The sequence below is a fragment of the Pseudomonas sp. 478 genome, assembly GCF_003254125.1.
Taxonomy (GTDB): domain Bacteria; phylum Pseudomonadota; class Gammaproteobacteria; order Pseudomonadales; family Pseudomonadaceae; genus Aquipseudomonas.
On the sequence record NZ_QKZG01000002.1, the window covers coordinates 548,522 to 570,226 of the forward strand.

27 protein-coding genes and 1 pseudogene are annotated in these 21,705 nt (G+C 57.4%); 14 read left to right on the forward strand and 14 right to left on the reverse strand.

Annotation, left to right across the window (positions count from 1 at the left end; genetic code table 11):
- Positions 1 to 84: 84 nt before the first annotated feature.
- Together DFS28_RS06355 and DFS28_RS06360 are read right to left on the reverse strand one after the other, a co-directional pair.
- Positions 85 to 1,314, reverse strand: coding sequence for a winged helix-turn-helix domain-containing protein (locus DFS28_RS06355; RefSeq protein WP_111449020.1), 1,230 nt, complete (start codon positions 1,312 to 1,314; stop codon positions 85 to 87).
- Positions 1,315 to 1,378: 64 nt separating this feature from the next.
- Entirely contained in the window at positions 1,379 to 1,594 is a 216-nt protein-coding gene (locus DFS28_RS06360) for a DUF1127 domain-containing protein (RefSeq protein WP_033057173.1), read from the reverse strand.
- A 95-nt stretch (positions 1,595 to 1,689) separates the two neighbouring features.
- Here DFS28_RS06360 and DFS28_RS06365 point away from each other — a divergent pair, with 95 nt between their 5' ends.
- Positions 1,690 to 2,544, forward strand: coding sequence for a LysR substrate-binding domain-containing protein (locus DFS28_RS06365; protein ID WP_111449021.1), 855 nt, complete (start codon positions 1,690 to 1,692; stop codon positions 2,542 to 2,544).
- Here the strand turns inward: DFS28_RS06365 and DFS28_RS06370 are convergent.
- Positions 2,534 to 3,283: a sulfite exporter TauE/SafE family protein gene (locus tag DFS28_RS06370; RefSeq protein ID WP_111449022.1), complete on the reverse strand. Its 750-nt coding sequence runs from the start codon at positions 3,281 to 3,283 to the stop codon at positions 2,534 to 2,536. The genes DFS28_RS06365 and DFS28_RS06370 overlap by 11 nt on opposite strands.
- Before the next feature lie 112 nt (positions 3,284 to 3,395).
- Between DFS28_RS06370 and DFS28_RS06375 the strand changes: the two genes are divergently transcribed.
- The 4 genes from DFS28_RS06375 (at position 3,396) to DFS28_RS06395 (ending at position 6,696) form a co-directional block, all read left to right on the forward strand.
- Positions 3,396 to 4,352 (forward strand): LysR family transcriptional regulator, encoded by a 957-nt coding sequence (locus DFS28_RS06375; protein WP_111449023.1) that lies wholly within the window; start codon positions 3,396 to 3,398, stop codon positions 4,350 to 4,352.
- A 69-nt stretch (positions 4,353 to 4,421) separates the two neighbouring features.
- Positions 4,422 to 4,883, forward strand: coding sequence for a MarR family winged helix-turn-helix transcriptional regulator (locus DFS28_RS06380; protein WP_008146202.1), 462 nt, complete (start codon positions 4,422 to 4,424; stop codon positions 4,881 to 4,883).
- Positions 4,884 to 5,228: 345 nt separating this feature from the next.
- The gene (locus DFS28_RS06390; RefSeq protein WP_111449024.1) at positions 5,229 to 5,648 is read left to right on the forward strand and encodes an organic hydroperoxide resistance protein; all 420 of its coding nucleotides are present in this window, start codon (positions 5,229 to 5,231) and stop codon (positions 5,646 to 5,648) included.
- A gap of 34 nt (positions 5,649 to 5,682) precedes the next feature.
- Positions 5,683 to 6,696 (forward strand): alpha/beta hydrolase, encoded by a 1,014-nt coding sequence (locus DFS28_RS06395; protein WP_111449025.1) that lies wholly within the window; start codon positions 5,683 to 5,685, stop codon positions 6,694 to 6,696.
- Between the two features lie 167 nt (positions 6,697 to 6,863).
- On the opposite strand, the gene DFS28_RS06400 is transcribed toward DFS28_RS06395, so the two are convergent.
- Both DFS28_RS06400 and earP read right to left on the reverse strand, forming a co-directional pair.
- Positions 6,864 to 7,433: an elongation factor P gene (locus tag DFS28_RS06400; RefSeq protein WP_007899917.1), complete on the reverse strand. Its 570-nt coding sequence runs from the start codon at positions 7,431 to 7,433 to the stop codon at positions 6,864 to 6,866.
- Between the two features lie 48 nt (positions 7,434 to 7,481).
- Positions 7,482 to 8,639: an elongation factor P maturation arginine rhamnosyltransferase EarP gene (earP, locus tag DFS28_RS06405; RefSeq protein WP_111449026.1), complete on the reverse strand. Its 1,158-nt coding sequence runs from the start codon at positions 8,637 to 8,639 to the stop codon at positions 7,482 to 7,484.
- A gap of 124 nt (positions 8,640 to 8,763) precedes the next feature.
- On the opposite strand from earP, the gene DFS28_RS06410 reads away from it, so the two are divergent.
- Positions 8,764 to 9,174, forward strand: a complete 411-nt coding sequence (locus tag DFS28_RS06410) for a hypothetical protein (RefSeq protein ID WP_111449027.1) — start codon at positions 8,764 to 8,766, stop codon at positions 9,172 to 9,174.
- A gap of 14 nt (positions 9,175 to 9,188) precedes the next feature.
- Positions 9,189 to 9,671 (forward strand): GreA/GreB family elongation factor, encoded by a 483-nt coding sequence (locus DFS28_RS06415; protein ID WP_056740335.1) that lies wholly within the window; start codon positions 9,189 to 9,191, stop codon positions 9,669 to 9,671.
- A gap of 9 nt (positions 9,672 to 9,680) precedes the next feature.
- On the opposite strand, the gene cysB is transcribed toward DFS28_RS06415, so the two are convergent.
- The 5 genes from cysB to DFS28_RS06440 form a co-directional block, all read right to left on the reverse strand.
- Positions 9,681 to 10,655 (reverse strand): HTH-type transcriptional regulator CysB, encoded by a 975-nt coding sequence (gene cysB / locus DFS28_RS06420; RefSeq protein WP_008148549.1) that lies wholly within the window; start codon positions 10,653 to 10,655, stop codon positions 9,681 to 9,683.
- A 148-nt stretch (positions 10,656 to 10,803) separates the two neighbouring features.
- On the reverse strand, positions 10,804 to 11,307 hold the full coding sequence (locus tag DFS28_RS06425) for a universal stress protein (RefSeq protein ID WP_008148547.1): 504 nt from the start codon (positions 11,305 to 11,307) through the stop codon (positions 10,804 to 10,806).
- A gap of 94 nt (positions 11,308 to 11,401) precedes the next feature.
- Entirely contained in the window at positions 11,402 to 12,307 is a 906-nt protein-coding gene (locus tag DFS28_RS06430; RefSeq protein WP_111449028.1) for a 5'-nucleotidase, read from the reverse strand.
- 25 nt (positions 12,308 to 12,332) lie between these two features.
- Positions 12,333 to 13,289, reverse strand: coding sequence for a putative 2-dehydropantoate 2-reductase (locus DFS28_RS06435; RefSeq protein ID WP_111449029.1), 957 nt, complete (start codon positions 13,287 to 13,289; stop codon positions 12,333 to 12,335).
- Positions 13,286 to 13,672, reverse strand: a complete 387-nt coding sequence (locus tag DFS28_RS06440; protein WP_111449030.1) for a co-chaperone YbbN — start codon at positions 13,670 to 13,672, stop codon at positions 13,286 to 13,288. The genes DFS28_RS06435 and DFS28_RS06440 overlap by 4 nt, the downstream gene beginning before the upstream one ends.
- Here DFS28_RS06440 and DFS28_RS06445 point away from each other — a divergent pair.
- Both DFS28_RS06445 and DFS28_RS06450 read left to right on the forward strand, forming a co-directional pair.
- The gene (locus DFS28_RS06445; RefSeq protein ID WP_111449031.1) at positions 13,671 to 14,114 is read left to right on the forward strand and encodes a PilZ domain-containing protein; all 444 of its coding nucleotides are present in this window, start codon (positions 13,671 to 13,673) and stop codon (positions 14,112 to 14,114) included. The genes DFS28_RS06440 and DFS28_RS06445 overlap by 2 nt on opposite strands.
- Before the next feature lie 182 nt (positions 14,115 to 14,296).
- Positions 14,297 to 15,373 (forward strand): 3-deoxy-7-phosphoheptulonate synthase, encoded by a 1,077-nt coding sequence (locus DFS28_RS06450; RefSeq protein ID WP_056740324.1) that lies wholly within the window; start codon positions 14,297 to 14,299, stop codon positions 15,371 to 15,373.
- 71 nt (positions 15,374 to 15,444) lie between these two features.
- On the opposite strand, the gene DFS28_RS06455 is transcribed toward DFS28_RS06450, so the two are convergent.
- Positions 15,445 to 15,732 carry a GNAT family N-acetyltransferase gene (locus DFS28_RS06455; RefSeq protein WP_008057026.1) on the reverse strand — a complete coding sequence of 96 codons (288 nt, stop codon included), beginning with the start codon at positions 15,730 to 15,732 and terminating at the stop codon, positions 15,445 to 15,447.
- Positions 15,733 to 16,370: 638 nt separating this feature from the next.
- Here DFS28_RS06455 and oprI point away from each other — a divergent pair.
- Positions 16,371 to 16,622, forward strand: coding sequence for an outer membrane lipoprotei OprI (gene oprI / locus DFS28_RS06460; RefSeq protein WP_002553018.1), 252 nt, complete (start codon positions 16,371 to 16,373; stop codon positions 16,620 to 16,622).
- Between the two features lie 124 nt (positions 16,623 to 16,746).
- Here oprI and DFS28_RS06465 read toward each other — a convergent pair whose 3' ends face one another.
- The 3 genes and pseudogenes from DFS28_RS06465 to DFS28_RS06475 form a co-directional block, all read right to left on the reverse strand.
- Positions 16,747 to 17,718, reverse strand: a complete 972-nt coding sequence (locus tag DFS28_RS06465) for a L,D-transpeptidase family protein (protein WP_111449032.1) — start codon at positions 17,716 to 17,718, stop codon at positions 16,747 to 16,749.
- Between the two features lie 103 nt (positions 17,719 to 17,821).
- Positions 17,822 to 18,115: a hypothetical protein gene (locus tag DFS28_RS06470; protein ID WP_003226812.1), complete on the reverse strand. Its 294-nt coding sequence runs from the start codon at positions 18,113 to 18,115 to the stop codon at positions 17,822 to 17,824.
- A gap of 56 nt (positions 18,116 to 18,171) precedes the next feature.
- Positions 18,172 to 18,342 (reverse strand): annotated as a pseudogene (locus DFS28_RS06475) (arylesterase); the annotation flags it as partial.
- A 135-nt stretch (positions 18,343 to 18,477) separates the two neighbouring features.
- On the opposite strand from DFS28_RS06475, the gene hxsA2 reads away from it, so the two are divergent.
- From hxsA2 to hxsC, 4 genes are read left to right on the forward strand one after another with little or no spacing between them, the layout of a single operon-like run.
- Positions 18,478 to 18,762, forward strand: coding sequence for a His-Xaa-Ser repeat protein HxsA2 (gene hxsA2 / locus DFS28_RS31085; protein WP_111449033.1), 285 nt, complete (start codon positions 18,478 to 18,480; stop codon positions 18,760 to 18,762).
- Position 18,763: 1 nt separating this feature from the next.
- Positions 18,764 to 19,066, forward strand: a complete 303-nt coding sequence (locus tag DFS28_RS06485) for a His-Xaa-Ser system protein HsxD (RefSeq protein ID WP_111449034.1) — start codon at positions 18,764 to 18,766, stop codon at positions 19,064 to 19,066.
- Complete coding sequence (gene hxsB / locus DFS28_RS06490) at positions 19,059 to 20,516, forward strand: His-Xaa-Ser system radical SAM maturase HxsB (protein ID WP_111449035.1); 1,458 nt, start codon at positions 19,059 to 19,061, stop codon at positions 20,514 to 20,516. The genes DFS28_RS06485 and hxsB overlap by 8 nt, the downstream gene beginning before the upstream one ends.
- Positions 20,510 to 21,673: a His-Xaa-Ser system radical SAM maturase HxsC gene (hxsC, locus tag DFS28_RS06495; protein WP_111449036.1), complete on the forward strand. Its 1,164-nt coding sequence runs from the start codon at positions 20,510 to 20,512 to the stop codon at positions 21,671 to 21,673. Before hxsB ends, hxsC begins: the two co-directional genes overlap by 7 nt.
- Positions 21,674 to 21,705: the final 32 nt, after the last annotated feature.

The window sequence follows — 21,705 nt, forward strand, 5'->3', positions numbered from 1 at the left end:
TTCGCGAGCAAGCCCGCTCCCACACTGGATTTGTGAACAACACAGAATCAATGTGGGAGCGGGCTTGCTCGCGAAGGGGCCAGCTCAGTCACTATCAATCTGTGTCAATGCCACCCGCAACCGCGCCGCACTCGCCCGCGGGCAATTCAACTGAACCCGCTCAAGCCCCAGCCAATCCGCCATTCGCCGCAGATTGACCGCCAACGCCAGCATCCCCTCGTCATCCAGCCCCGGCTCTTCCTCGTGCACAGCGTGCACCGCCAGCCTGCCCTGCGCCCGCTCGGCGCGTAGATCCACCCGCGCGGCAATCCGTTCATTGTGCAAAAACGGCAATACGTAATAGCCGTAGACCCGCTTGTCCTGCGGCGTATAGATCTCCAACCGATAGCGAAAATCGAACAGACGCTCGGTGCGACTGCGCTCCCAGATCAGTGAGTCGAAGGGTGAAAGCAAGGCGCTGGCCTCGACCTTGCGCGGCACTTTCGGCTCAGGCAGACAATAGGCCGGTTGCCGCCAGCCCTGGACTTCACACGCCAGCAATTCACCCGCCTCCACCAGTTCCGTCAAACGCGGGCGGGCATCACCGGGACTCAGGCGAAAGTAATCGCGCAGGTCTTTTTCTGTTCCGACGCCCAACGCTGTCGCGGCATGCAGCAACAGGCCGCGCTGGGCCTCGGCCTCACTCAGCAGCGGCTGCGCAAGAATCGCCGAAGGAATCACCCGCTCCGGCAGATCATAAAGCCGCTCGAACCCGCGCCGCCCGGCCACGGTCACTTCACCGGCGGCGAACAACCATTCCAGCGCATGCTTTTCCGCGCTCCAGTCCCACCAGGGCCCTGCCCGTTCCTGACGGGTCGACAGGCTGCCGGCACCCAGGGCGCCCAGTTCCTGAACCGAGGCCAGCACCCGGCGAATCGTGTCCTGCTGCTCACGACCGAAACGTGCCAGTTGCTGGTAGATATCCTCGCCACGGGTCGCGCGCAGCATGCGCCAGCGCATCAACGGGTACATCGACAAGGGCAGCAACGAGGCTTCATGCCCCCAATATTCAAAGAGCGTGCGCCGCCGGCCCGAACTCCAGGCAGCCTGGTCGAGCAAGTCGGATGAGTAATTGCCGAGGCGGGAAAACAAGGGAAGGTAGTGCGAACGCACCAATGCATTGACCGAATCGATCTGCAGAATACCCAGCCGCTCGATCAGACGATTGAGCTGAACCGGTTTGATCGCCGCTGGCGGCTGACGCCCGTTGAACCCTTGGGCGGCCAGCGCCAGACGCCGAGCCTGTTTGATGGAAAAGGACAGTGTTGCGCGCATGAGCATCTCCTTGTCTGCTCGCAACCTACCTCACCAGAAGACGGTTTGTGTAGTTGTGTATGACTCATTTGTGCATCGGGTCATTCCAAAACGGTTTGACCGACTCGAACTCCACATCCGCACGACTCATGCCGATGTCCTTCAGTGCTTCATCGCTCAGACTCGCCAACAACTCGCGCTCCCGGTGAAGTTCGTACCAGCGACTGAATTTGTGCAGCAGATCGGATACCAGGTGGATCGAGTGCTTTTCTACTGCGGGATATTCATGTTGACCTTTCATCTTGTTGCCCTCCGTTTGGATGGCTCAAGTGTCGCGCCGGGGCTAAGATCAATCCAACGAATGTTTCTTATGTAATACATCTCGGAGATTGATGAATGTCCGCCTTCCCAAGTATCGACACCGAAGTGTTGCGCACCTTTGTCGCCATCGCCGACCAGGGCGGCTTTACCCGCGCCGGCGAATTGGTCAATCGCACTCAGTCCGCCGTTAGCATGCAGATGAAGCGGCTGGAAGAGGATGTGTTGCAGCGTCAATTGTTCCAGCGCGATGGGCGGCAGGTGCGGCTGACGGCGGAGGGCCAGGTGTTGCTCGGCTATGCCCGGCGCATCCTCAAGCTGCACAGCGAGGTGTTCAACACCTTGCGCGAGCCGCACATGGTCGGCATGGTGCGCATCGGAACGCCGGACGATTACGTGATGCGTTTTTTACCGGGGATTCTGCGGCGATTTGCCCAGACGTATCCGCTGATCCAGATCGAGGTGCACTGCGAATCATCAAAACAATTGCTGCTGCGCCAGGACCTGGACTTGACCATCGTCACCCGCGAGCCGGGCAATGAAATCGGCCAGTTACTGCGCAAAGAGCATTTTGTCTGGGCCGAGGCGCAATGTTTCAGCGCCCACGAGCAAACGCCGTTGCCATTGGCGATGTTCAACAGTGATTGTTTCTGCCGCTTATGGGCCTGTAATGCGCTGGACGCCATGGGGCGCGATTACCGCGTGGCGTACAACAGCGACAGCCTGTCGGCGATCATGGCGGTGGTCAGCGCCGGACTGGCTGTCACCGCCCAACTCGAAAGCCTGATCACCCCCGACATGCGCATTCTCGGTGAAGCCGAAGACCTGCCGATCCTGCCCGAGGCCAGCATCATGCTGGTGCGCAACCTGCACAACCCGTCGCCGATCACTGAGTGCCTGGCCGAGCACATTGTCGAAGGCTTCAAACTTTAAGGGCGAGCATCACCGCGCAGAACACCAGAAAGCCACAGAACAACCCGCGCAGCAGTCGCTCCGGCAGTGCGTGGGCGATCCTCACGCCCCAACTGATGCTCATCAGACCGCCAACCGCCAAGGGCAAGCCGATCATCCAGTCCACCTGATGGTGCACCGCGTAAGTCACAAGCGTGACGCCAGTACTCGGCAATGCCAGCGCCAGCGACAACCCCTGCGCAACCACCTGACTGGTGCCGAACAGACTGGTCAGCACTGGCGTTGCGACCACTGCCCCGCCCACGCCAAACAACCCGCCCATGGTGCCGGAGGCGGCGCCGAGCACGCCCAGCCATGGCCATGAGTAATTCATCTGCGCAGACACTGGTGCGTTGGCGCAGAACATTCGCACCAGGTTGTAGGCCGACAGCGCAATCAGGAACGCGACAAATCCGACACGCATGGTTTGTGCATCGATGCCCACTGCCCAGATCGAACCGATCCAGGCAAAACAAAACCCCATCGAAGCCAATGGCAGCGCGTGGCGCAATTCAATGCGATTACGCTGGTGGTAACGCCACAGCGCCAGCATCACGTTAGGCACCACCATGACCAGCGCCGTACCTTGGGCAATCTGCTGATCGAGGCCGAACAACACGCCCAGCAACGGAATCGCGATCAAACCACCGCCAATGCCGAATAACCCACCGAGGGTTCCCAGGGCAGCGCCAAACACCAGGTACATCAAAAACTCAATCACAGGCGATTTTCCCTTCACGTCAGGCTATTCATCCTACGCAGTCGGCGCTGGCGGGGAAACGCACAGCAACGCACAATGGCTGTGCCAACTTCGCACAAGCTCAGACGACACCATGAACCCCAATCAATTGACCGAACAACTGGGTCTGTTCCTCGACGTGCTGGAAACCGGCAGTTTTTCCGCCGCGTCCCGCCGCCACCCGCTGACCCCTTCGGCAGTGGCCCGGCGCATCGACAGCCTGGAAAACGCCGTCGGCAGCCAGTTGTTCATTCGCAGCACCCACGCCGTGCGCGCTACCCCGGCGGGTTTGGCGTTTGCCGAGCGCGCGCGGCGGATCGTGGCTGAACTGCGGCTGGCTCGGGCTGAGGCGGTATCCTTGAGCAGCGCACCGGAAGGCTTGATTCGGATCGACGCACCGGCAGCCTTCGGACGGCGACATCTGGCGCCGGTGATTGCCGACTTTCTGATGCTCTACCCCGGCCTCGATGTGCAGTTGCACCTGATCGACAGTTTCGTCGACATGCAGGGTTTGAATCTGGGCAAGGTCGATCTGGTGCTGCGCGCCGGGCAAATGGCCGATACCCGGCTGGTGGCCACGCCGCTGGCGAGCATGGTGCGCATCGCCTGTGCCAGCCCCGGGTATTTGCAACGGCGTGGTGTGCCGACCGATCCGGCGCAGCTGATTGAGCATGATGGCCTCGACTGGGATGGCCTGGCTCCGCCGTTCGCCTGGCGTTTCGAGCGGGACGGGCAGTTGCACTTGCACCGCCCTGCGCGCATCCGCATGAGTGCCAACAATGCCGAGGCTTTGGTTTGCGGCGCATTGGCCGGGCTGGGTATCGCGCACTTGCCAACCTGGTTGACCAGCGAATACCTGTTACGCGGTGAACTGCTTCCGCTGTTCTGCGAACACGGCCTGCCACCACCGGAAACGACCGGTATTTATGCCTTGCGTCTTGAACAACAACCCAATCCCCGCAGCCGCTTATTGCTGGAATACCTGAAGACCCGCTTCAGCCCGATCCCGCCGTGGGATCTGGCGCTGCAAAGTACCCTCGACCGGCACTAGGCTAGAATTGTCTGGTGCATTAAAGATTCGCCCGCTAGATTTATGACGATCACTGATCAAGGCTTCGAAATGACCACCGAGCGCAACACCCCGGATAACTGCGACGACCTGCTGCTGGATAATCAGGCCTGCTTCGCCCTGCATTCCACCTCGCTGCTGATGACCAAGGTCTACAAGCCGCTGTTGCAGGCATTGGGCCTGACCTATCCGCAATACCTGGCGATGATGGTGTTGTGGGAACAGGACGGTTTGACTGTAGGCGAAATCAGCACGCGCCTGCTGACCGATCCTGGCTCACTGACGCCCTTGCTCAAACGCCTGGAAGTCGAAGGTTTACTCAGCCGCACCCGCAGTCGTGAAGACGAACGAGTGGTGATTGTCGAACTCACCGAACAGGGTCGCGCCTTGCGGGAGCAGGCCCGCGGTATTCCCCGGTGCATCCTCGGCGCCAGCGGGATGACCCTGGAGAGACTGCAAAAACTGCAAGCAGAGCTGCAAGCGCTGCGCAGTAATCTGCAGAACAGCCTCTAATCTCCAAACCACCAAAAATCCCCCTGTGGGAGCGGGCTTGCTCGCGAATGCGGTGTGTCAGACAACATTGATCTTGACTAACACACCGCATTCGCGAGCAAGCCCGCTCCCACAGGGGGATTTGTGGTGTGCCTTCTGCCTCATTTCCCCGAAAAAAAATCCTCGCTGAAAACCCTGCCGCGACCGCTCTAACTCAACACATCCAATCAGCACCCACTCCTCAACCAAAAACCTTTTCAAAAATTTATCTTGCGCACTAAATATTTGCGCGATACATTCGCCTTGCACTTACTTAGCGCGCAAACATTTAGCGCAAAACATCCAACTCCGAATGAGGCTCACACCATGCAAACTCTCTACACCGCTATCGCAACCTCCACCGGCGGCCGCGACGGTCGTGCGGTTTCCAGCGACAACATCCTCGACGTCAAACTCGCCACACCCAAAGAACTCGGTGGTGCTGGCGGTGCAGCGACCAACCCTGAGCAACTGTTCGCGGCCGGTTACTCTGCCTGCTTCATCGGCGCGCTGAAATTCGTGGCCAGCCAGACCAAGCGCAAAATCCCGGACGACGCTTCGATCACCGCCCATGTCGGCATCGGCCAGATCCCTGGCGGTTTCGGCCTGGACATCGACCTGCACATCAGCTTGCCGGGTCTTGAACAAGCCGACGCACAAAGCCTGGTCGACGCCGCACACCAGGTCTGCCCGTACTCCAACGCCACCCGTGGCAACGTCGATGTGCGCCTGCACGTTACCGTCTAACCGCTGATTCCCAGGCCCGAACCAGGAAATGAACATGCGCACTTTCAGTAAAGCCTTGACCGGTACCCTTCTCGCCTTGTCTATCCACAGCGCGTTCGCGGGCGACGGGGTGGAACACAACACCCAAGCGTTCCTCGATGTTCTGAATGCCGGCACCGGCAAACCGATGGAACAACTCTCCCCTAAAGAAGCCCGCGCCGTGTTGGTCGGCGCGCAGGCCGGGGTGAAACTGACGCTGCCAAAAGCCGATGTCAGCGAGAAGACCATTCAAGTCGACGGCCAACCGCTCAGCCTGACCATCGTCCGGCCGGCCGGGGTCAAAGGTGAGTTGCCCGTGTTCATGTTCTTCCACGGCGGCGGCTGGGTGCTGGGGGATTTCCCGACCCACGAGCGCCTGGTTCGGGATTTGGTAGTGGGTTCGGGGGCGGCAGCTGTCTTCGTCAACTACACGCCTTCGCCGGAAGCGCATTACCCGGTGGCGATCAACCAGGCTTACGCCGCAACCCAATGGGTGGCCGAGCACGGTAAAGAGATCAACGTCGACGGCAAGCGTCTGGCCGTGGCCGGCAACAGCGTCGGCGGCAACATGGCGGCAGTGGTTGCGCTGATGGCCAAAGATAAAGGCACGCCGACGATCAGGTTCCAGGTGCTGCTGTGGCCGGTGACTGACGCCAGCTTCGAGACAGCGTCTTACAACCAGTTTGCCGAGGGGCACTTCCTCACCAAAAACATGATGAAGTGGTTCTGGGACAACTACACCACCGACGCCAAACAGCGTAACGAGATCTACGCCTCGCCGCTGCGAGCGACCACCGCGCAACTCAAGGGTCTGCCACCTGCACTGGTGCAAACGGCCGGCGCCGACGTGTTGCGCGATGAAGGCGAAGCCTACGCCCGCAAACTCGACGAAGCCGGGGTGCCGGTCACCGCCGTGCGCTACAACGGCATGATCCACGACTACGGTTTGCTTAACGTGGTTAGCCACGTGCCAGCGGTGCGTTCGGCGATGCTTCAAGCGTCCGAAGAACTGAAGCAACACCTGAAATAACATCGCCCCCTGTAGGAGCACGGCTTGCCGGCGATGGCGTACTTGAGGCCGCTATCGCCGGCAAGCCGTGCTCCTACAGGGATTGGGTTGTGTATTGGCCCCTGCATTTCCTTCAGGCACAAAAAAGCCCGACTCAATGGTCGGGCTTTTCATTCCTGAAGCAGTGCTTATTTAGCACGGCCTTTGTAGGAACCGCCTTCGCGGGTATCGATCTCGATCATGTCGCCGATTTCGATGAAGTCAGCAACCGACAGCTCGGTACCGTTCTTCAGTTTGGCAGGCTTCATCACCTTGCCGGAAGTGTCGCCGCGAGCAGAACCTTCGGTGTAGTCAACCTGACGCACGATAGTGGTCGGCAGTTCTACGGAAACCAGACGCTCTTCGAAGAAGATCGCTTCGCAAACATCGGTCATGCCTTCTTCAACGAAAGGCAGAACGGCTTCGATGTCTTCAGCGTTCAGCTCGTACATGGTGTAGTCGGTGGTGTCCATGAACGTGTAGGAGTCGCCGCTGATGAAGGACAGGGTCGCTTCTTTACGGTCGAGGATTACGTCGTCCAGTTTGTCGTCGGCGCTGTAAACGATCTCGGTCTTGTAACCGGTCAGCAGGTTTTTCAGCTTGGTCTTCATGATCGCGCTGTTACGACCCGACTTGGTGAATTCAGCTTTCTGAACCAGCCAAGGATCGTTTTCGAGACGGATAACCATCCCGGGTTTCAGTTCTTTACCAGTTTTCATTGCGAGTATCCGAATTTGGATGGGGTTTACAAAAATCTAGGCCGCGTATCATATCCAATTTAGGTAAAACTGTACCAGCGCTGCGGCAAGATCCGCCTGCAAAGCCTGTTCCAGACACCACGCTTCGGCGTGTTTTTGCAGTTCTGGCCAGTGTTTTCGGGTCAATTGCCAGTGCCCGGTCATATTGTCACCCGCATTCCACGCCCGCCAAAGACCGCTGATCGCCTCGCGGGCAGGCTCGGACAAGCCTTTGGTGTACAGCGCGAGGAAGGCGTCGAGCTTGTCCAGATGGATGTCTTCGTCCTGCTGATAGATGTGCCAGAGCAGCGGCCGGCCCGCCCATTGAGCGCGGACAAAGGAGTCTTCACCGCGCACGGCATTGAAATCGCAGCACCAGAGCAGGTGATCGTATTGATCCTGTCGGACGAACGGCAGCACTTGCACGGTCAATTCGCCGCGCACATGCACCGCGCCGGCCACCAGACCGTCCACACCGAGCCAACGTTCGACATCCCCAAGAATCCTGCCTTCCGGCACCAGCAGATGCGTGGGCGTCGAGTCGGCAGCCATTGCCTCGAGCCAGCTGGCCAGCCCGTTATTTTCGTAGGCAAACAGCGAGATCAACTGCGCACCTTGCGCACGATCAATCCCTAAGCCTTGCAGGAATTCTCGCTGAGCCTCGGGATTTTGCTGAAACTGCTTACGACGCTCAAGCAATCCGCTTTCACGCAGCAAGCCCCCGGTGCCCTTTTGAAACCCCGGGAAGAAGAAGAATTTTTGTACGTTCTTGTATTTCACCGACGGCAAGCCGTGACAGCCGACGACCCAGTCCTCGGCACTCAGATAGTCGAGATTCATCCACAGCGGCGGCTTTTCCCGCTCGGCCATGGCGTCCATGTAAGCACTCGGCAATTGGCAGGCGAACGCGGCAATCACCACATCAGCAGCTTCAGTGGGCTGCCAGTCGGACGTCCACTGCCGCACCTCAACGCCCTGCTGCCATTGCTGTGAGGCGTTGATATCAATTTGCGGACACAAGCGCTCGAAGGCCCGCAGATCATCGACCCACAAACGCACCGCCACCGAATGTTCGGCCACCAGTTGTCGGGCCAGACGCCAGGTCACGCCGATGTCACCAAAGTTGTCGACCACCGCGCAGAAAATATCCCAGCGCCAGCAGTTTTTTACTTGAGGCATTTCAGGCATTCCAGGCTCCCGTTGGCAAAGGCGCCGATTGTCCTCATAAATTACCCCGTGCAGAAGAGCCGACGGCGATTAATCTTCATGCGACAATCGCCACTTGCCCGCGACCACCCGCCAGGAGGCAGCCATGCCCTACCGTCCCAACCCGCGCCGCCCGTTGCCGATCCAGCTCAGCGCCTTGCAATTGACCGGCAGCATTGCGCTGGGTGTCTGGCTGGGGTTTATCGCTATCGCGCTGACGTGCTGGCTCGCCTCTCGACTGTTGTTCAGCGAACAGCTGGCGCCCGTGGCCGAGGCAGTGCAGCAACTGGCCAAACCACCGGTGGTGGTGCAACCGGTGCCGGCCATTGCGCCGCAGAGCCCGTTGTTTGAACAGTATGAAGAGAACCTGCGCAAGAACGAACAGCAGCAAAGGCTTGATCAGGCGCGCAGCAGCAACCGCAATCTATCGAACCCCAAATGCCAGTTCTGGTTGCAACAGGACCAGACTGCACCGAGCGAAAAAAGCCGCGCCAACGTCCAGCAATTCTGCGATTGATCAAGAAGCTCTCTATGCACAAGCCGACCGTCCACCAACTGATTCTCGACAAGCTGCGGATCGACCTCGACATCGCCGAGCGTGCCGCACAAACCGCTTACGAAACCGCGACCCACGAAGAAAACATCGCCGAGAACAAGTACGACACGCTGGGTCTGGAGGCGTCTTATCTGGCAGCCGGGCAGGCCAAACGGGTGGAAGAAATCCGGCAGTCACTGACGCTTTGCCAAAACCTGACGCTGCGACCTTACGACGATCAGCGTGGTATCGAAGTCGGCGCCCTGCTCGGCCTGGAAGATGAAAAGGGTCGTGAGCAATGGTTGTTTCTGGCCCCCGACGCGGCGGGTTTGAAGGTCGATCTGGTGGGGCAATGGATTACCGTCATCACCCCCCGCTCACCGCTGGGTAAAAGCCTGCTGGGCAAGTTCGAAGGGGACGAGGTGGAGATTCTGGTGGCGGGTGCTCGGCAACAGTTTTCTGTTACCGAGGTGGTCTGACGCGGGAGATTAATGCACCGGCAGTTCGACGCCGTCGAACAGCTCTTCCAGTTCCTGCTTGTTGTGGCACTGGATGGCCTTGGCCATGACTTCGCGGGTCAGGTGCGGGGCGAACTTCTCGATGAAGTCGCACATGAAGCCACGCAGGAACGTGCCGCGACGGAAACCGATTTTAGTAATGCTGGACTCGAACAAGTCGCTGGCATCAAGCATGACCAGGTCGCTATCGAGTTTGGCATCGACCGCCATTTTCGCCACGATCCCCACGCCCAGGCCCAGACGAACGTACGTCTTGATCACGTCGGCGTCGGCGGCGGTGAACACCACTTTCGGCGTCAGGCCGCGATGGCTGAACGCTTCGTCGAGCTTCGAACGGCCGGTGAAACCGAACACGTACGTCACGATTGGGTATTCAGCCAGGGCTTCCAGGGTCAGCTTCGACAGTTTGGTCAGTGGGTGGCCCTGAGGCACGACCACGCAGCGGTTCCAGCGATAGCACGGCATCATCACCAGATCACCGAACAGCTCCAGCGCTTCGGTGGCGATGGCGAAATCCACGGTGCCGTCAGCGGCCATTTCAGCGATCTGCATCGGCGAACCCTGGTGCATGTGCAGGGCAACGTCCGGGTATTGCTTGATGAAATTGCTAATCACCGGTGGCAACGCATAACGCGCCTGGGTGTGCGTGGTGGCGATCGACAGGGTGCCTTTCTTCTCGTTGGAGAATTCCTGGGCAATCTGCTTGATGCTTTCAACCTTGCGCAGGATCTCGCCGGCGGTGGTGATAATGCGCTCGCCGGCCGGAGTGACGCGGGTCAGATGCTTGCCGCTGCGGGCGAAAACCTCAACCCCCAATTCGTCTTCCAGCAGACGGATCTGCTTACTGATGCCCGGTTGCGACGTGTAAAGGCTTTGGGCTGTAGCGGAAACGTTGAGGTCGTGGTGCGCCACTTCCCAGATGTAGCGCAGTTGTTGAAGCTTCATATGAATCCCTCAAAGCAGGTAGACGCCACGGGCATCAGCGACGGTATATAACTATATTAATGGTTTGAAGAATAAATCTAGAACTTTTTTGTCAAACTGCCACTATTCGTGTTCTGGTGTCCTGCCTCATGAATGCGAGGCAGGAACACTAACGATCCCCTTGGCGACGACGTTCCACCAGCGGCACCAGATAGACCGGCACCCGAGACAGTTGCAGCACCCGCGCTGCGGTCCGGCCCAAAGGCGTTTCGGCGCCAGCACCATGGCTATGACTACCTACGATCAACAAATCCACGGAGAGTTTCTGCGCCTGATCGAGAATCACCTGTGATGGATCGCCCTGAAGCACCCGTACTGCTTTGATCCGCTCCAGGTCCTGCTCCCCTTCATCCCCCAATTCTTCACGAAAGCTGTCGAGCACCCGCTGCTCGATATTGGCAATCACCGTATTCAGGCCCTGACTGTGAAACTCGTTCAACGACTGCTCATCGAGGTAACTCTGAAGCACCGACTCGGCGAACAGCCCCATCGGTTCAACGGCGTGCACCACGTAGAGATCGGCATTGAATGTGCGCGCCAGCGCCAAGGCATGCTGCATCACCAAAGGTGCATACAGGCCGAGGTCAGTGGCATACAGCATCGAATGAATCATATGACCTCCTCGAGTGCCGACATGGCGGAGATTGATTCAGCTTAGCAGTGCCTTGGCGAGTACGACGTTTCGCGTAACGCATTGAACCGTGGGCTTAAACCTTTTGCTCGTTGCTTATGCCATGGGGCACGTGACCGGTGGCGACCACCTCGCGGGCCAACTCGCAATGACCGGCCTGATCGTCGAAAAACACGTCGGCGGCAAAGGCTTCAAGAAACGCCGACTTGGTCAGGCCGCCGAGAAACAACGACTCGTCCAGTCGAATGTCCCATTCGCGCAAGGTACGGATCACTCGTTCATGGGCCGGCGCCGATCGCGCGGTTACCAGCGCGGTGCGGATCGGACAGGCGTCTTCCGGGAACTCGCGCTGCAACAGATTGAGGGCGGCGAGGAAGCCTTTGAAAGGCCCACCGCGCAGGGGTTCGCGGGCAGCTTCACGCTCGCTGGCCTGAAACGCTTCCAGACCACCGGACTGATAGACGCGCTCCGATTCGTCGGAAAACAGCACCGCGTCACCATCAAAAGCAATGCGCAATTCATCACTGGCCGCACGGCTGGCACCACCCGACAGAATGGTCGCGGCGGCGAACCCGGCATCCAGTGCACTGCGCACGTCTTCGGCATGCGTCGAAAGAAACAGGTCGCAGCCGAACGCCTTCAGGTACGGGTAAGGACTGCGCCCGCCGACAAACGCCGCGCGGGAAATCGCCAGGCCATAGTGGTGGATCGAATTGAAAACACGCAGGCCGGTGTCGGCACTGTTGCGCGACACCAGGATCACCTCGACCCGGGCGCGACCAAGTCTGGTGTTCAGGTTGAGGAGTTTTTGTACCAATGGAAATGCATCGCCGGGCTCGAGGATTTCGTCTTCGTGTTCGATCTGATATTGCCGATAGGCTTCGACGCCGCTCGACAGATAGACCTTGTGGCTTTCGCTCAGGTCGAACAGCGCACGCGAAGAAATCGCCAGCACCAGTTTGTCGTCGATAGTCTTTGCCATGCCCTTCCCCCTCAGGTTGATCGACTCAGGTATTACGTCGATCGATAAAACTCAAACTGCGATACAAGGCTTCGATTCGCGGCAACTCGCACCCTGCGGCCTTGGCTGCCGCCAGTGGCCGGGCGTAAATCGCCTCCAGCTCAAGCGGTCGTTTGTGCAGAAAATCGTGGTACATGCTCGGCCAATAGTCCGGCATTTTCTCGGTCACCATGAACAGATGATCGGCATAACCGGCCGGTACGTCGTGACCGCAGGCGATTGCTCCCTGAACCACTTCAGCCATCAGCGCCTTGATCAGTTCCCGACTGTCGGCATCGGCCATCAACGGCGTGGTGCTGGCCCCGAGCAGAACCGACAGACCGTTGTAAGGGATATTCCAGACCAGTTTTTGCCAGCGCGCCTGATGCAGGTTCGCCATGGCCTGGGAGTCGATGCCGACGGCGCGGAACAACCCCGCGCCCTCCTCGACAATCACCATGCGCGCCTGCTGATCGGCTGCAGGGCCACTGTGATAGCCAACATTCACCGCGCCGAGCGCCTGATGGGTGATGACGCCAGGTCCATCGCGATGAACGCAGATATAGCAGAGCCCACCGAGTACGTGCAGCGAGTCGGGGAGCAACGCTCGCAGACTGTCTTCAACGTCCAGGCCGTTTTGCATCAGCAGCACTTTCGCATCGGGGGCGGCGGCTTGAATGATCGTCGGTGCCAACTGCGCGTTACTGGTGGTTTTCGCGCCCACCAGCAACCAGTCACAGGGCGGCATGTCTTCGGCATTCGAATAGGCCTGAACCGGATTCAATGTCAGCGCACCGTGCACCGCACTGTCGAGCTGCAACCCGCGCTCGGCCACCGCTGAAAACTCGCTGCGCAACAGAAAATGCACATCGAAACCGGCACGCGCCAGCATCAACCCGTAGAAACCGCCGATCGCGCCGGTTCCGATAATACCGATTGTCGGTTTGGTCACTTCCCCCATCATGGCAACTCCTCTGCAATTCGACTCAGCGCCTGAGCCACGGCTGCATTGAGCTCGGTGCGGGTCAGGCGCGATTTTAGTGCCCCGAAAAATTCACCGTCGCGCACCACAAACAGCGCCGGCAAATAAAAAACCTGATAACGCTCGACCACCCCGCCATTGTTCCCGGCATCGATCCAGCACAGCCGATCGACATCCAGATCGAGTCGTGGCAATTGCTCACGGGCAAAACGGCAACTGGCGCAGCCGAGGCTGGTGAAAATGACCAGCGACACACCGCTCATCGCCAGCAGCCGTTGGTCGGCGTCGAAATCAGTCAGTTCCAATTCGACCACTATACTGGGTGGAACAATGTCAGATGGCCGACACATGGAGTCCGTGTTCATGGGACGTTTTATTCCTCACCCTGACGATGTGCCCGTCGAATTAACGTTGCTCAAACCCGAGTGTATTTCACGGCAACAGCTGCACACTATCAGCCTCGGGGGCATGGCTTGCAATTATCACCGGGCGTGGCGCCACGGTACGGCGCTGGAAGTGCGAATGCCGACCTTGAACCCCGACATGCGCTTCCTGGGCTATGTAGCCTGGTGCCTGCGACGCAAACGCGGTTATCTGGTAGGCATTGCCTTTGTTGACGAACAGATGATGTTCAGTGCCCGGATGGGCGAGCAGGTGTGCCAGATCGAACATTACTGCCGCCAGCATGACGCGCATGACGATCTGCAGGAAACTCAGGCCCTGGCCCTCGAATGGGTTCAGGAACATGCCGACGAGTTCTCTCACGAGACGGTTCGCAGGGCATTTACGCGGGTTGTGCTGGATTAGCAGGAGCATCCTCAATGGCTTTCCCCGCGCAAACTAATTGAGAATGCCCCTTAAACCGGTGTCTGCCCATTGTCGAGCCACGGTGTAACGCGCTAAGGTTCTGCTCCCCGACGCGCTTAATTTGCTGTGCTCCGCCGCGCGGGTTCGCTGGCGGCCGGCACCCGTGACCTGACGAGTAAACGATGGCTGATTTACCGATCAACGACCTAAACGTCGCTTCCAACGAGACGCTGATCACTCCCGATCAGCTCAAGCGTGATATTCCTCTGAGCGACGCTGCCCTGCGCACCGTCACCAAGGGCCGCGAAGTCATTCGCAACATTCTTGATGGCACTGACCACCGCCTGTTTGTTGTCATCGGGCCTTGCTCGATCCACGACATCAAGGCTGCCCACGAATACGCCGAGCGCCTGAAGGCGCTTGCGGCCGAAGTGTCCGATACCCTGTATCTGGTCATGCGCGTGTATTTCGAGAAGCCACGCACCACCGTCGGCTGGAAAGGTTTGATCAACGATCCGTATCTGGACGACTCCTTCAAGATTCAGGACGGTCTGCACATCGGTCGTCAATTGTTGCTGGACCTGGCCGAGATGGGCCTGCCGACCGCAACTGAAGCCCTCGACCCGATCTCCCCGCAATACTTGCAGGACCTGATCAGCTGGTCGGCCATCGGTGCGCGCACCACCGAATCCCAGACTCACCGTGAAATGGCCTCCGGCCTGTCCTCGGCAGTCGGCTTCAAGAACGGCACCGACGGCGGCTTGACGGTCGCTATCAACGCCCTGCAATCGGTTTCCAGCCCTCACCGCTTCCTGGGTATCAACCAGGAAGGTGGCGTGTCGATCGTCACCACCAAGGGCAATGCCTACGGTCACGTGGTACTGCGCGGTGGCAACGGCAAGCCGAACTACGATTCGGTCAGCGTCGCGCTCTGCGAGCAAGCGCTGAACAAAGCCAAGATCAAGCCGAACATCATGGTCGATTGCAGCCACGCCAACTCCAACAAGGACCCGGCCCTGCAACCGCTGGTGATGGAGAACGTCGCCAACCAGATCCTCGAAGGCAACCAGTCGATCATCGGCCTGATGGTCGAAAGTCACCTGAACTGGGGCTGCCAGGCGATCCCGAAAGACCTCGCCGACCTGCAATACGGCGTGTCGATCACCGATGCCTGCATCGACTGGAGCGCCACCGAAAACACCTTGCGCAGCATGCATGCCAAGCTCAAGGACGTGCTGCCGAAACGCGATCGCAGCTGATCACTTTTCGCCGCACAAAAAAAACGCCGGGTTAACCCGGCGTTTTTTTATGCGTTCGATTCTTTGAAAGGTTACTGGCTCAGCTTGGCTGCATGCCGCTGGTGGCGCTCCATGTAGCGTTCCACGTAGGAACACGATGGAATGACGGTGTAACCCATTTCTTCAGCGTACTCCAACGCCTTCTCGGTCAAGGCTGCCGCAATACCGCGCCCACGCAGCGCGTTGGGCACAAAGGTGCGATAGATATCCAGGGTCTGTTTCCCCAGATCCATATAGGTCAGGTAGGCACGATGACCGTCCACATTGGTCTCGAACTGATGACCAGCCTGGTCATGGTGGATGGACAACGCCTCGCTCATCACTACTCCTCGCGGGTCTGGAATTCTGACCCCTACCTTACCGATGTTTTTCCGGCGAAGGAACATCTACGCCACCCCGTGCCTGAATGGACACCGAGAAGAACTGCACCCATCTCGCGCAACCGAGCACGTATCAAATAGTAGGCACCATTGGCAGAAATGCTCAAGGTACGCTCGTCATCACGCTGGGGCGAGGGGTACTGCTCCGGGTTACGCAGAGACGGCTCGACCAAGATCTCTGAAGGTCGACAGCCTGAACATTGCCGGATATTGAGACTTAAGACGAGCGCCCTTTGTTAAAGTCACCTGAACATGGAGAAAGATATGAGAGGCGCCACGCAAAATCCGAACAAAAGTGTGGACGAATCCATCTAGACAGACTTTAGCCTAGACTCGGAAAAGAGCTGTGAGCGCGCGGAACTTTTCTCGGCGGCTCGCTCAGCTCGGGCCTCCCAGCTGGATATTTTTTAAGCAATGCAGTTAAAAGTTGCTCGAAAAAGAATCAACGCCTACAATTTTTTTGGCTTCTTGCTTTACGTCAGTTTACTTACGACAAGTAATGGGTAGTATGTACGCCGGCTATTTCCTCACTCTGAGGAGACAGCTAACTTAATAGAAAGTCCTTGAAGGGGAACACGATGAACAACGTTCTGAAATTCTCTGCTCTGGCTCTGGCCGCAGTTCTGGCTACCGGTTGCAGCAGCGTATCGAAAGAAACCGAAGCACGTCTGACCGCTACTGAAGACGCAGCAGCTCGCTCCCAGGCTCGTGCAGACGAAGCTTACCGTAAAGCTGATGAAGCTCTGGCTGCTGCTCAAAAAGCACAACAGACTGCTGACGAAGCTAACGAGCGTGCTCTGCGCATGCTGGACAAAGCTAGCCGCAAGTAATAATCCTTCGGGGTTGTTATCAAGCCGACCCATTTTTTGGGTCGGCTTTTTTATTGCCTGCTATTTCGTACCGGCGATAAAAAACCCGCCGATGCAGTCAGCATCGGCGGGTTCCTTTCAAGCATTACTGCAACGGGTCGATCGGCGCACTCGTCACCATCGGCGCCGAGGCGTTCGGCACTCCGATTTCCACCGGCAGACCATCTTCGGCGGCAACCACGTCGCGGACCACATCCCAGTTCATGCGCAAGTTGTTGGTGATGTCCTCACGCTTGAGCATCGCGTTGATCACCGCGGTGTGTTTGTCGACTACAGACGGGTTGCCCTTGTCGTCCAGCGGCGTGTGCGCTTCCAGATACACCTTGCCGCCACTGATACCGAACTTGTACGGATCGCTGATAATGCGCACCGACGTGCCTACCGGCACCATGCTCGCCATTTCCAGCACGTTGTTGTTGAACATGCGGAAGCAACCGTGGCTGGTGCGCATGCCGATGCCGAACTTCTTGTTCGAACCGTGGATCAGGTAGCCCGGCGTGCCCAGCGTGAACTTGAACGGCCCCAGCGGGTTGTCCGGGCCGGCCGGCACCACGTTCGGCAGCGGATCGCCATCGGCGGCGTGCTCGGCCTTGATCGACGCTGGAGGGGTCCAGGTCGGGTTCGGCGTCTTGGCGGTGATGGTGGTATGGGCAATCGGCGAGCCCCAGCCTTCACGGCCGATACCCAGCGGGAAGGTGTACACCACGTTCCGGCCTTTCGGGAAGTAATAGAGGCGGTACTCGGCCAGGTTGATAACGATGCCTTCACGCGGGCCTGGTGGCAGGATGAAACGCGTCGGCAGCACCACTTCGGTGCCAGCGCCCGGCAGCCATGGATCGACGCCAGGGTTGGCCGCGACCATTTCCGAATAGCCCAGATCGTAGGTGGTGCCAAGGTCGGCGAAGGTATCTTCGTACTTGGCCTTGATCACCTGGACCTGACCGACGATGTCTTCACCGGGCGGTGGCAGGGGCAGCTCCAATGCTGCTACGGGACCCGCCACACAGAGGGCGGCGAGAGACAGGTAGCGGGTGACGGCAGGAAAGCGCGGCAACATCCGGAAAATCCTTCGCATGATCGACAAGGGTATAAAAAACGGGATTGTACACCGGCGTCTGCAAAATCGGGGAGTTGACCGATAGCAAGCAATCTATCGGCTTCTAAAGCTCGAAACGCAGTTCCGGCCAGATCGGCGATGTGCCGCGTTTTTGCGATTCCAGAATGGCCCGGCACAGCGAGCACAGGCGCTGATCCTGGAACACACGGCGATCGACGCTCGACCAGCGCGGTTGTGCTGGCAACAGGCTGCCGCACAAGGTCCGGTCCGCCGAGCCGCCCAACTCCAGTTGACGGGTCACCAGGTGTACCCGCACTTCCTGGCAGGCGAACAGATCCAGCTGTTCGTCAGGCTCGATCAGTTGATAGGCAAAAAGTGACCAGGCAGGACGCGGCATCGGGGGCTCCAAATCGGGGGCGCCACCTTAGCCGAAACACCGCCGCTAGAAAAGCGTCAAAGCAGCGGTTTCAGTGTAGGCCAGACATTTTCCAGCAACTTGCCCTGAGCCCCGGCAGCCGGGTGCAAGCCGTCGGACTGCATCAAGTCCGGATGACCACCTACGCCGTCGAGAAAAAATGGCACCAGCGGGATCTTTTTCTCCTCGGCCAATGCGTTATAGACCTCTAACTTGGGCAGTCATGGCACGTCTGTCGGATTTAAGAGCTGGATAGCACTCCATGGTTAATTCCACATTGACATCATGGCCAACCGCCAGCGAGACTCGCTGTATAACCTCACCAATGATAAGGAAATCCAATAATGAAAAAGCGCTCCTTTTTGGTACCAATGGCTACTCTGGCAGCAGCCGTAGCTACCGAGCACGCTTCAGCCTTAGCCACCCACGAGGTTGTCGAGCCCAACACCGATACCACCATCTCACTTCAATCGGCTGCTCAGAGCGAAAACATTTCGGCTCGCGGTGGTAATGATCTATTTGCGTTTGTCCTAAAACGTGGTGATCAAGGTCAATTCATGGCTTACCACAGCTCTCATAGCTCCCACGCGTCGCACAGCTCACATAGTTCCCACCACTCGGGCTCCTGAAATGGAACTTGCGACTACGCTCGCCTTTGATGAGCGGCTTTATGACGTACAGGTTCTGCAAAAAGCCGCTTACCGCTCGATGAACTCACTGACAGCTGATATCACATGCGCTGATGGAAAATTTATCTGCGCCTTATCCCCGAATATCGGCATAGACGAACCTTCGTTTTTGTCTGCGGTTCAAGAATTCAAAAAGGACGTACTCGACTACCAGCTACGCCACCAGCTGAACGCTGAAACCCTACCGATCAAGAATCTGATCCTTGGGCTGGCCTTCTCAAAAACCGGACTGATCAGTGAGTAAATTCCAAAAGCTGGAATTTTATGTACAGCAACGCCCCTACGAGTTGCTGCCATTCAAATTTGATCGCCTGAATGACGACGAGTACGTCATCACCAATATGGCAGGCGAGTATCACGTCATACCGATACCGATGCTCGAACCGCTGATCAGCAAGACGCTCCCGATCACATCAGAGCTGATCCCTACGCTCCGGTCGAAGCAGTTCATCCGATTCACCAATGAGCAGGCACCGCTTCAGCTTCTGGCACTCAAGATACGTACACGCTTGTCCAGACTGGCCCAGTTCACCAACCTACATATCTTTGTCGTAACCCTTCGCTGCGACCACAGCTGCCCGTATTGCCAGGTATCAAGGCAATCGGAGAGCAAAGGCGAATTCGACATGACGACGAAGATGGCTGAAAAGTCGTTGGATTTTGTTTTCAGGTCACCCAATCCAGCCATCAAAATAGAATTTCAGGGTGGCGAGCCACTGCTGAACTTCGAGATGGTGAAGTACGTCGTTCTTGAAGCAAAAAAACGCAACCTCAAGGAAGGTCGTGACCTTCAGTTCGTCATTGCAACCACGCTTTCGCTACTGACCGATGAGGTGCTGGTTTTCTGCAAGCAGCACAATATCGTGCTTTCATCCTCTCTCGATGGACCAATGGATCTCCATAATGCGAATCGCCCGCGCCCCGGAAGAGACAGCCATCAGCGCTTCGAAGAAGGCCTGAATAAAGCCCGCGCCGCCCTTGGTTACGATCAGGTTTCAGCTCTGATGACGACTACAGATAAAAGTCTGCCGCGAGCACGTGACATCATCGATGAATACTTGCGCCTGGGTTTTGACGGAATCTTTCTCCGTACACTCTCCCCATACGGCTTCGCAATCAAGACCAAGAAATTCATGTCGTATGACACCGAGCGCTGGCTGGAATTTTACAAGGAAGGTCTTGAGTACATCATTGAGCTGAACAAGTCCGGCGTACGATTTGTGGAGCAGTATTCCGCACTCGTGCTGACGAAAATGCTGACATCAGGGGATCCTGGATTTGTTGATTTGATGAATCCTGCTGGCGCTGGTATCGCCGCCATCGTGTTCAACTACGACGGATCGGTCTATGCCTCAGACGAAAGCCGAATGCTTGCCGAGATGGGCGATCATACGTTCAGGCTGGGCAATATTCTTGAACATTCCTATGAGGAGATCATCCTCTCGGACCAGCTGCTGGATGCACTGGAGAACTCCTTCACCTTAAGCGCCCCTATGTGCTCTGACTGTGCATTTGAACCCTACTGTGGTGCCGAGCCCGTCTACCATCACGCCATGCACAAAGACCTAGTAGCGAGAAAACCTGAATCCTCGTTCTGCAAGCGCAACATGGGGATTTTCAAGCATCTCATTGGACTGATGGGAAGTGACGAACCTACAAAACGGATTTTTATGGGGTGGGCCAATCGATGCTGAAGCTCAGCGGCAAGGTTATCCGTATCCACGCGGTTAATGTTTACAAGGATCTCACCCTGATCAAGGTTTCCACCAACCGGAACCTGCCAGAAGTCTTGCGCCGGGAAAGGGCCTATCTGATTTCCGATCATCAGATTCCCAGCGGATTTGCACACTATCTACTGACGGAGCCATATCAGAAGCTGGCGGAGAAGCTGCCTACCGGATCTGACTACTCAATCCTGCCAAATGACTACAGCTACATCGGTGACAATGACGTTATCCGGCTTTCAGCGGATCGTCAGAGCATCCGAGTGCTGTTTCGGGCTACGTCACCGAACAACAGCATCCTGCTGACCGAGCAGTGCAATAATTACTGCCTTATGTGCTCCCAGCCACCTAAAGCAAGTGATGATTCATGGATACTCGATGAGGTCGAAAGCTTGATTCCGTTGATCTCAAAAGAGACCCGGGAGCTGGGCTTTACAGGGGGCGAGCCAACGACCAACAAAGAGCGTTTTCTTAAGATCATCCGCCTAACCAAAAGCTATCTGCCAAGAACCGCAATCCACATCCTCTCGAACGGTCGAAGCTTCAAAGACCCAACGTTCGCAGAAAAATATGCAGAAATTGAATTGTCCGATGCGATGATCGGAATCCCAGTCTACTCAGACGATCCCACACTGCATGATTACATCGTCCAGGCTCGAGGGGCATTTGATGAAACCATCCAAGGTATTCTCAACCTGAAGCGCTTGGGCCAGAAGGTTGAGATCCGCGTGGTCATTCACAAACTCTCAGTACAGCGCCTTCCTGAACTGTGTGAGTTCATCGCCCGCAATCTTCTGTTTGTTGATCAGGTAGCGCTGATGGGCCTTGAAATGATGGGTTTCACCAGAGCAAATCTAGACGAGCTATGGATTGACCCATTCGAGTACAAAGACACGCTCAGCAGGTCGGTTAACATTCTGGCCAGATATGGCATGAACATTTCTGTCTACAACCACCAGCTTTGCTTAGTGCATCCGGACATTCTGCCCTACTACCGCAAATCGATCAGTGATTGGAAAAACGAGTTCGCACCCGAATGCCAGAGCTGCAAAAAACAGAATGAGTGCGGGGGATTTTTCGCCTCGGGGGTCAAGTTCGGATACAGCAAACAGCTATCTCCATTCTGATCTCGTTGTCTCGCCTCGGGATTCCGTATTTT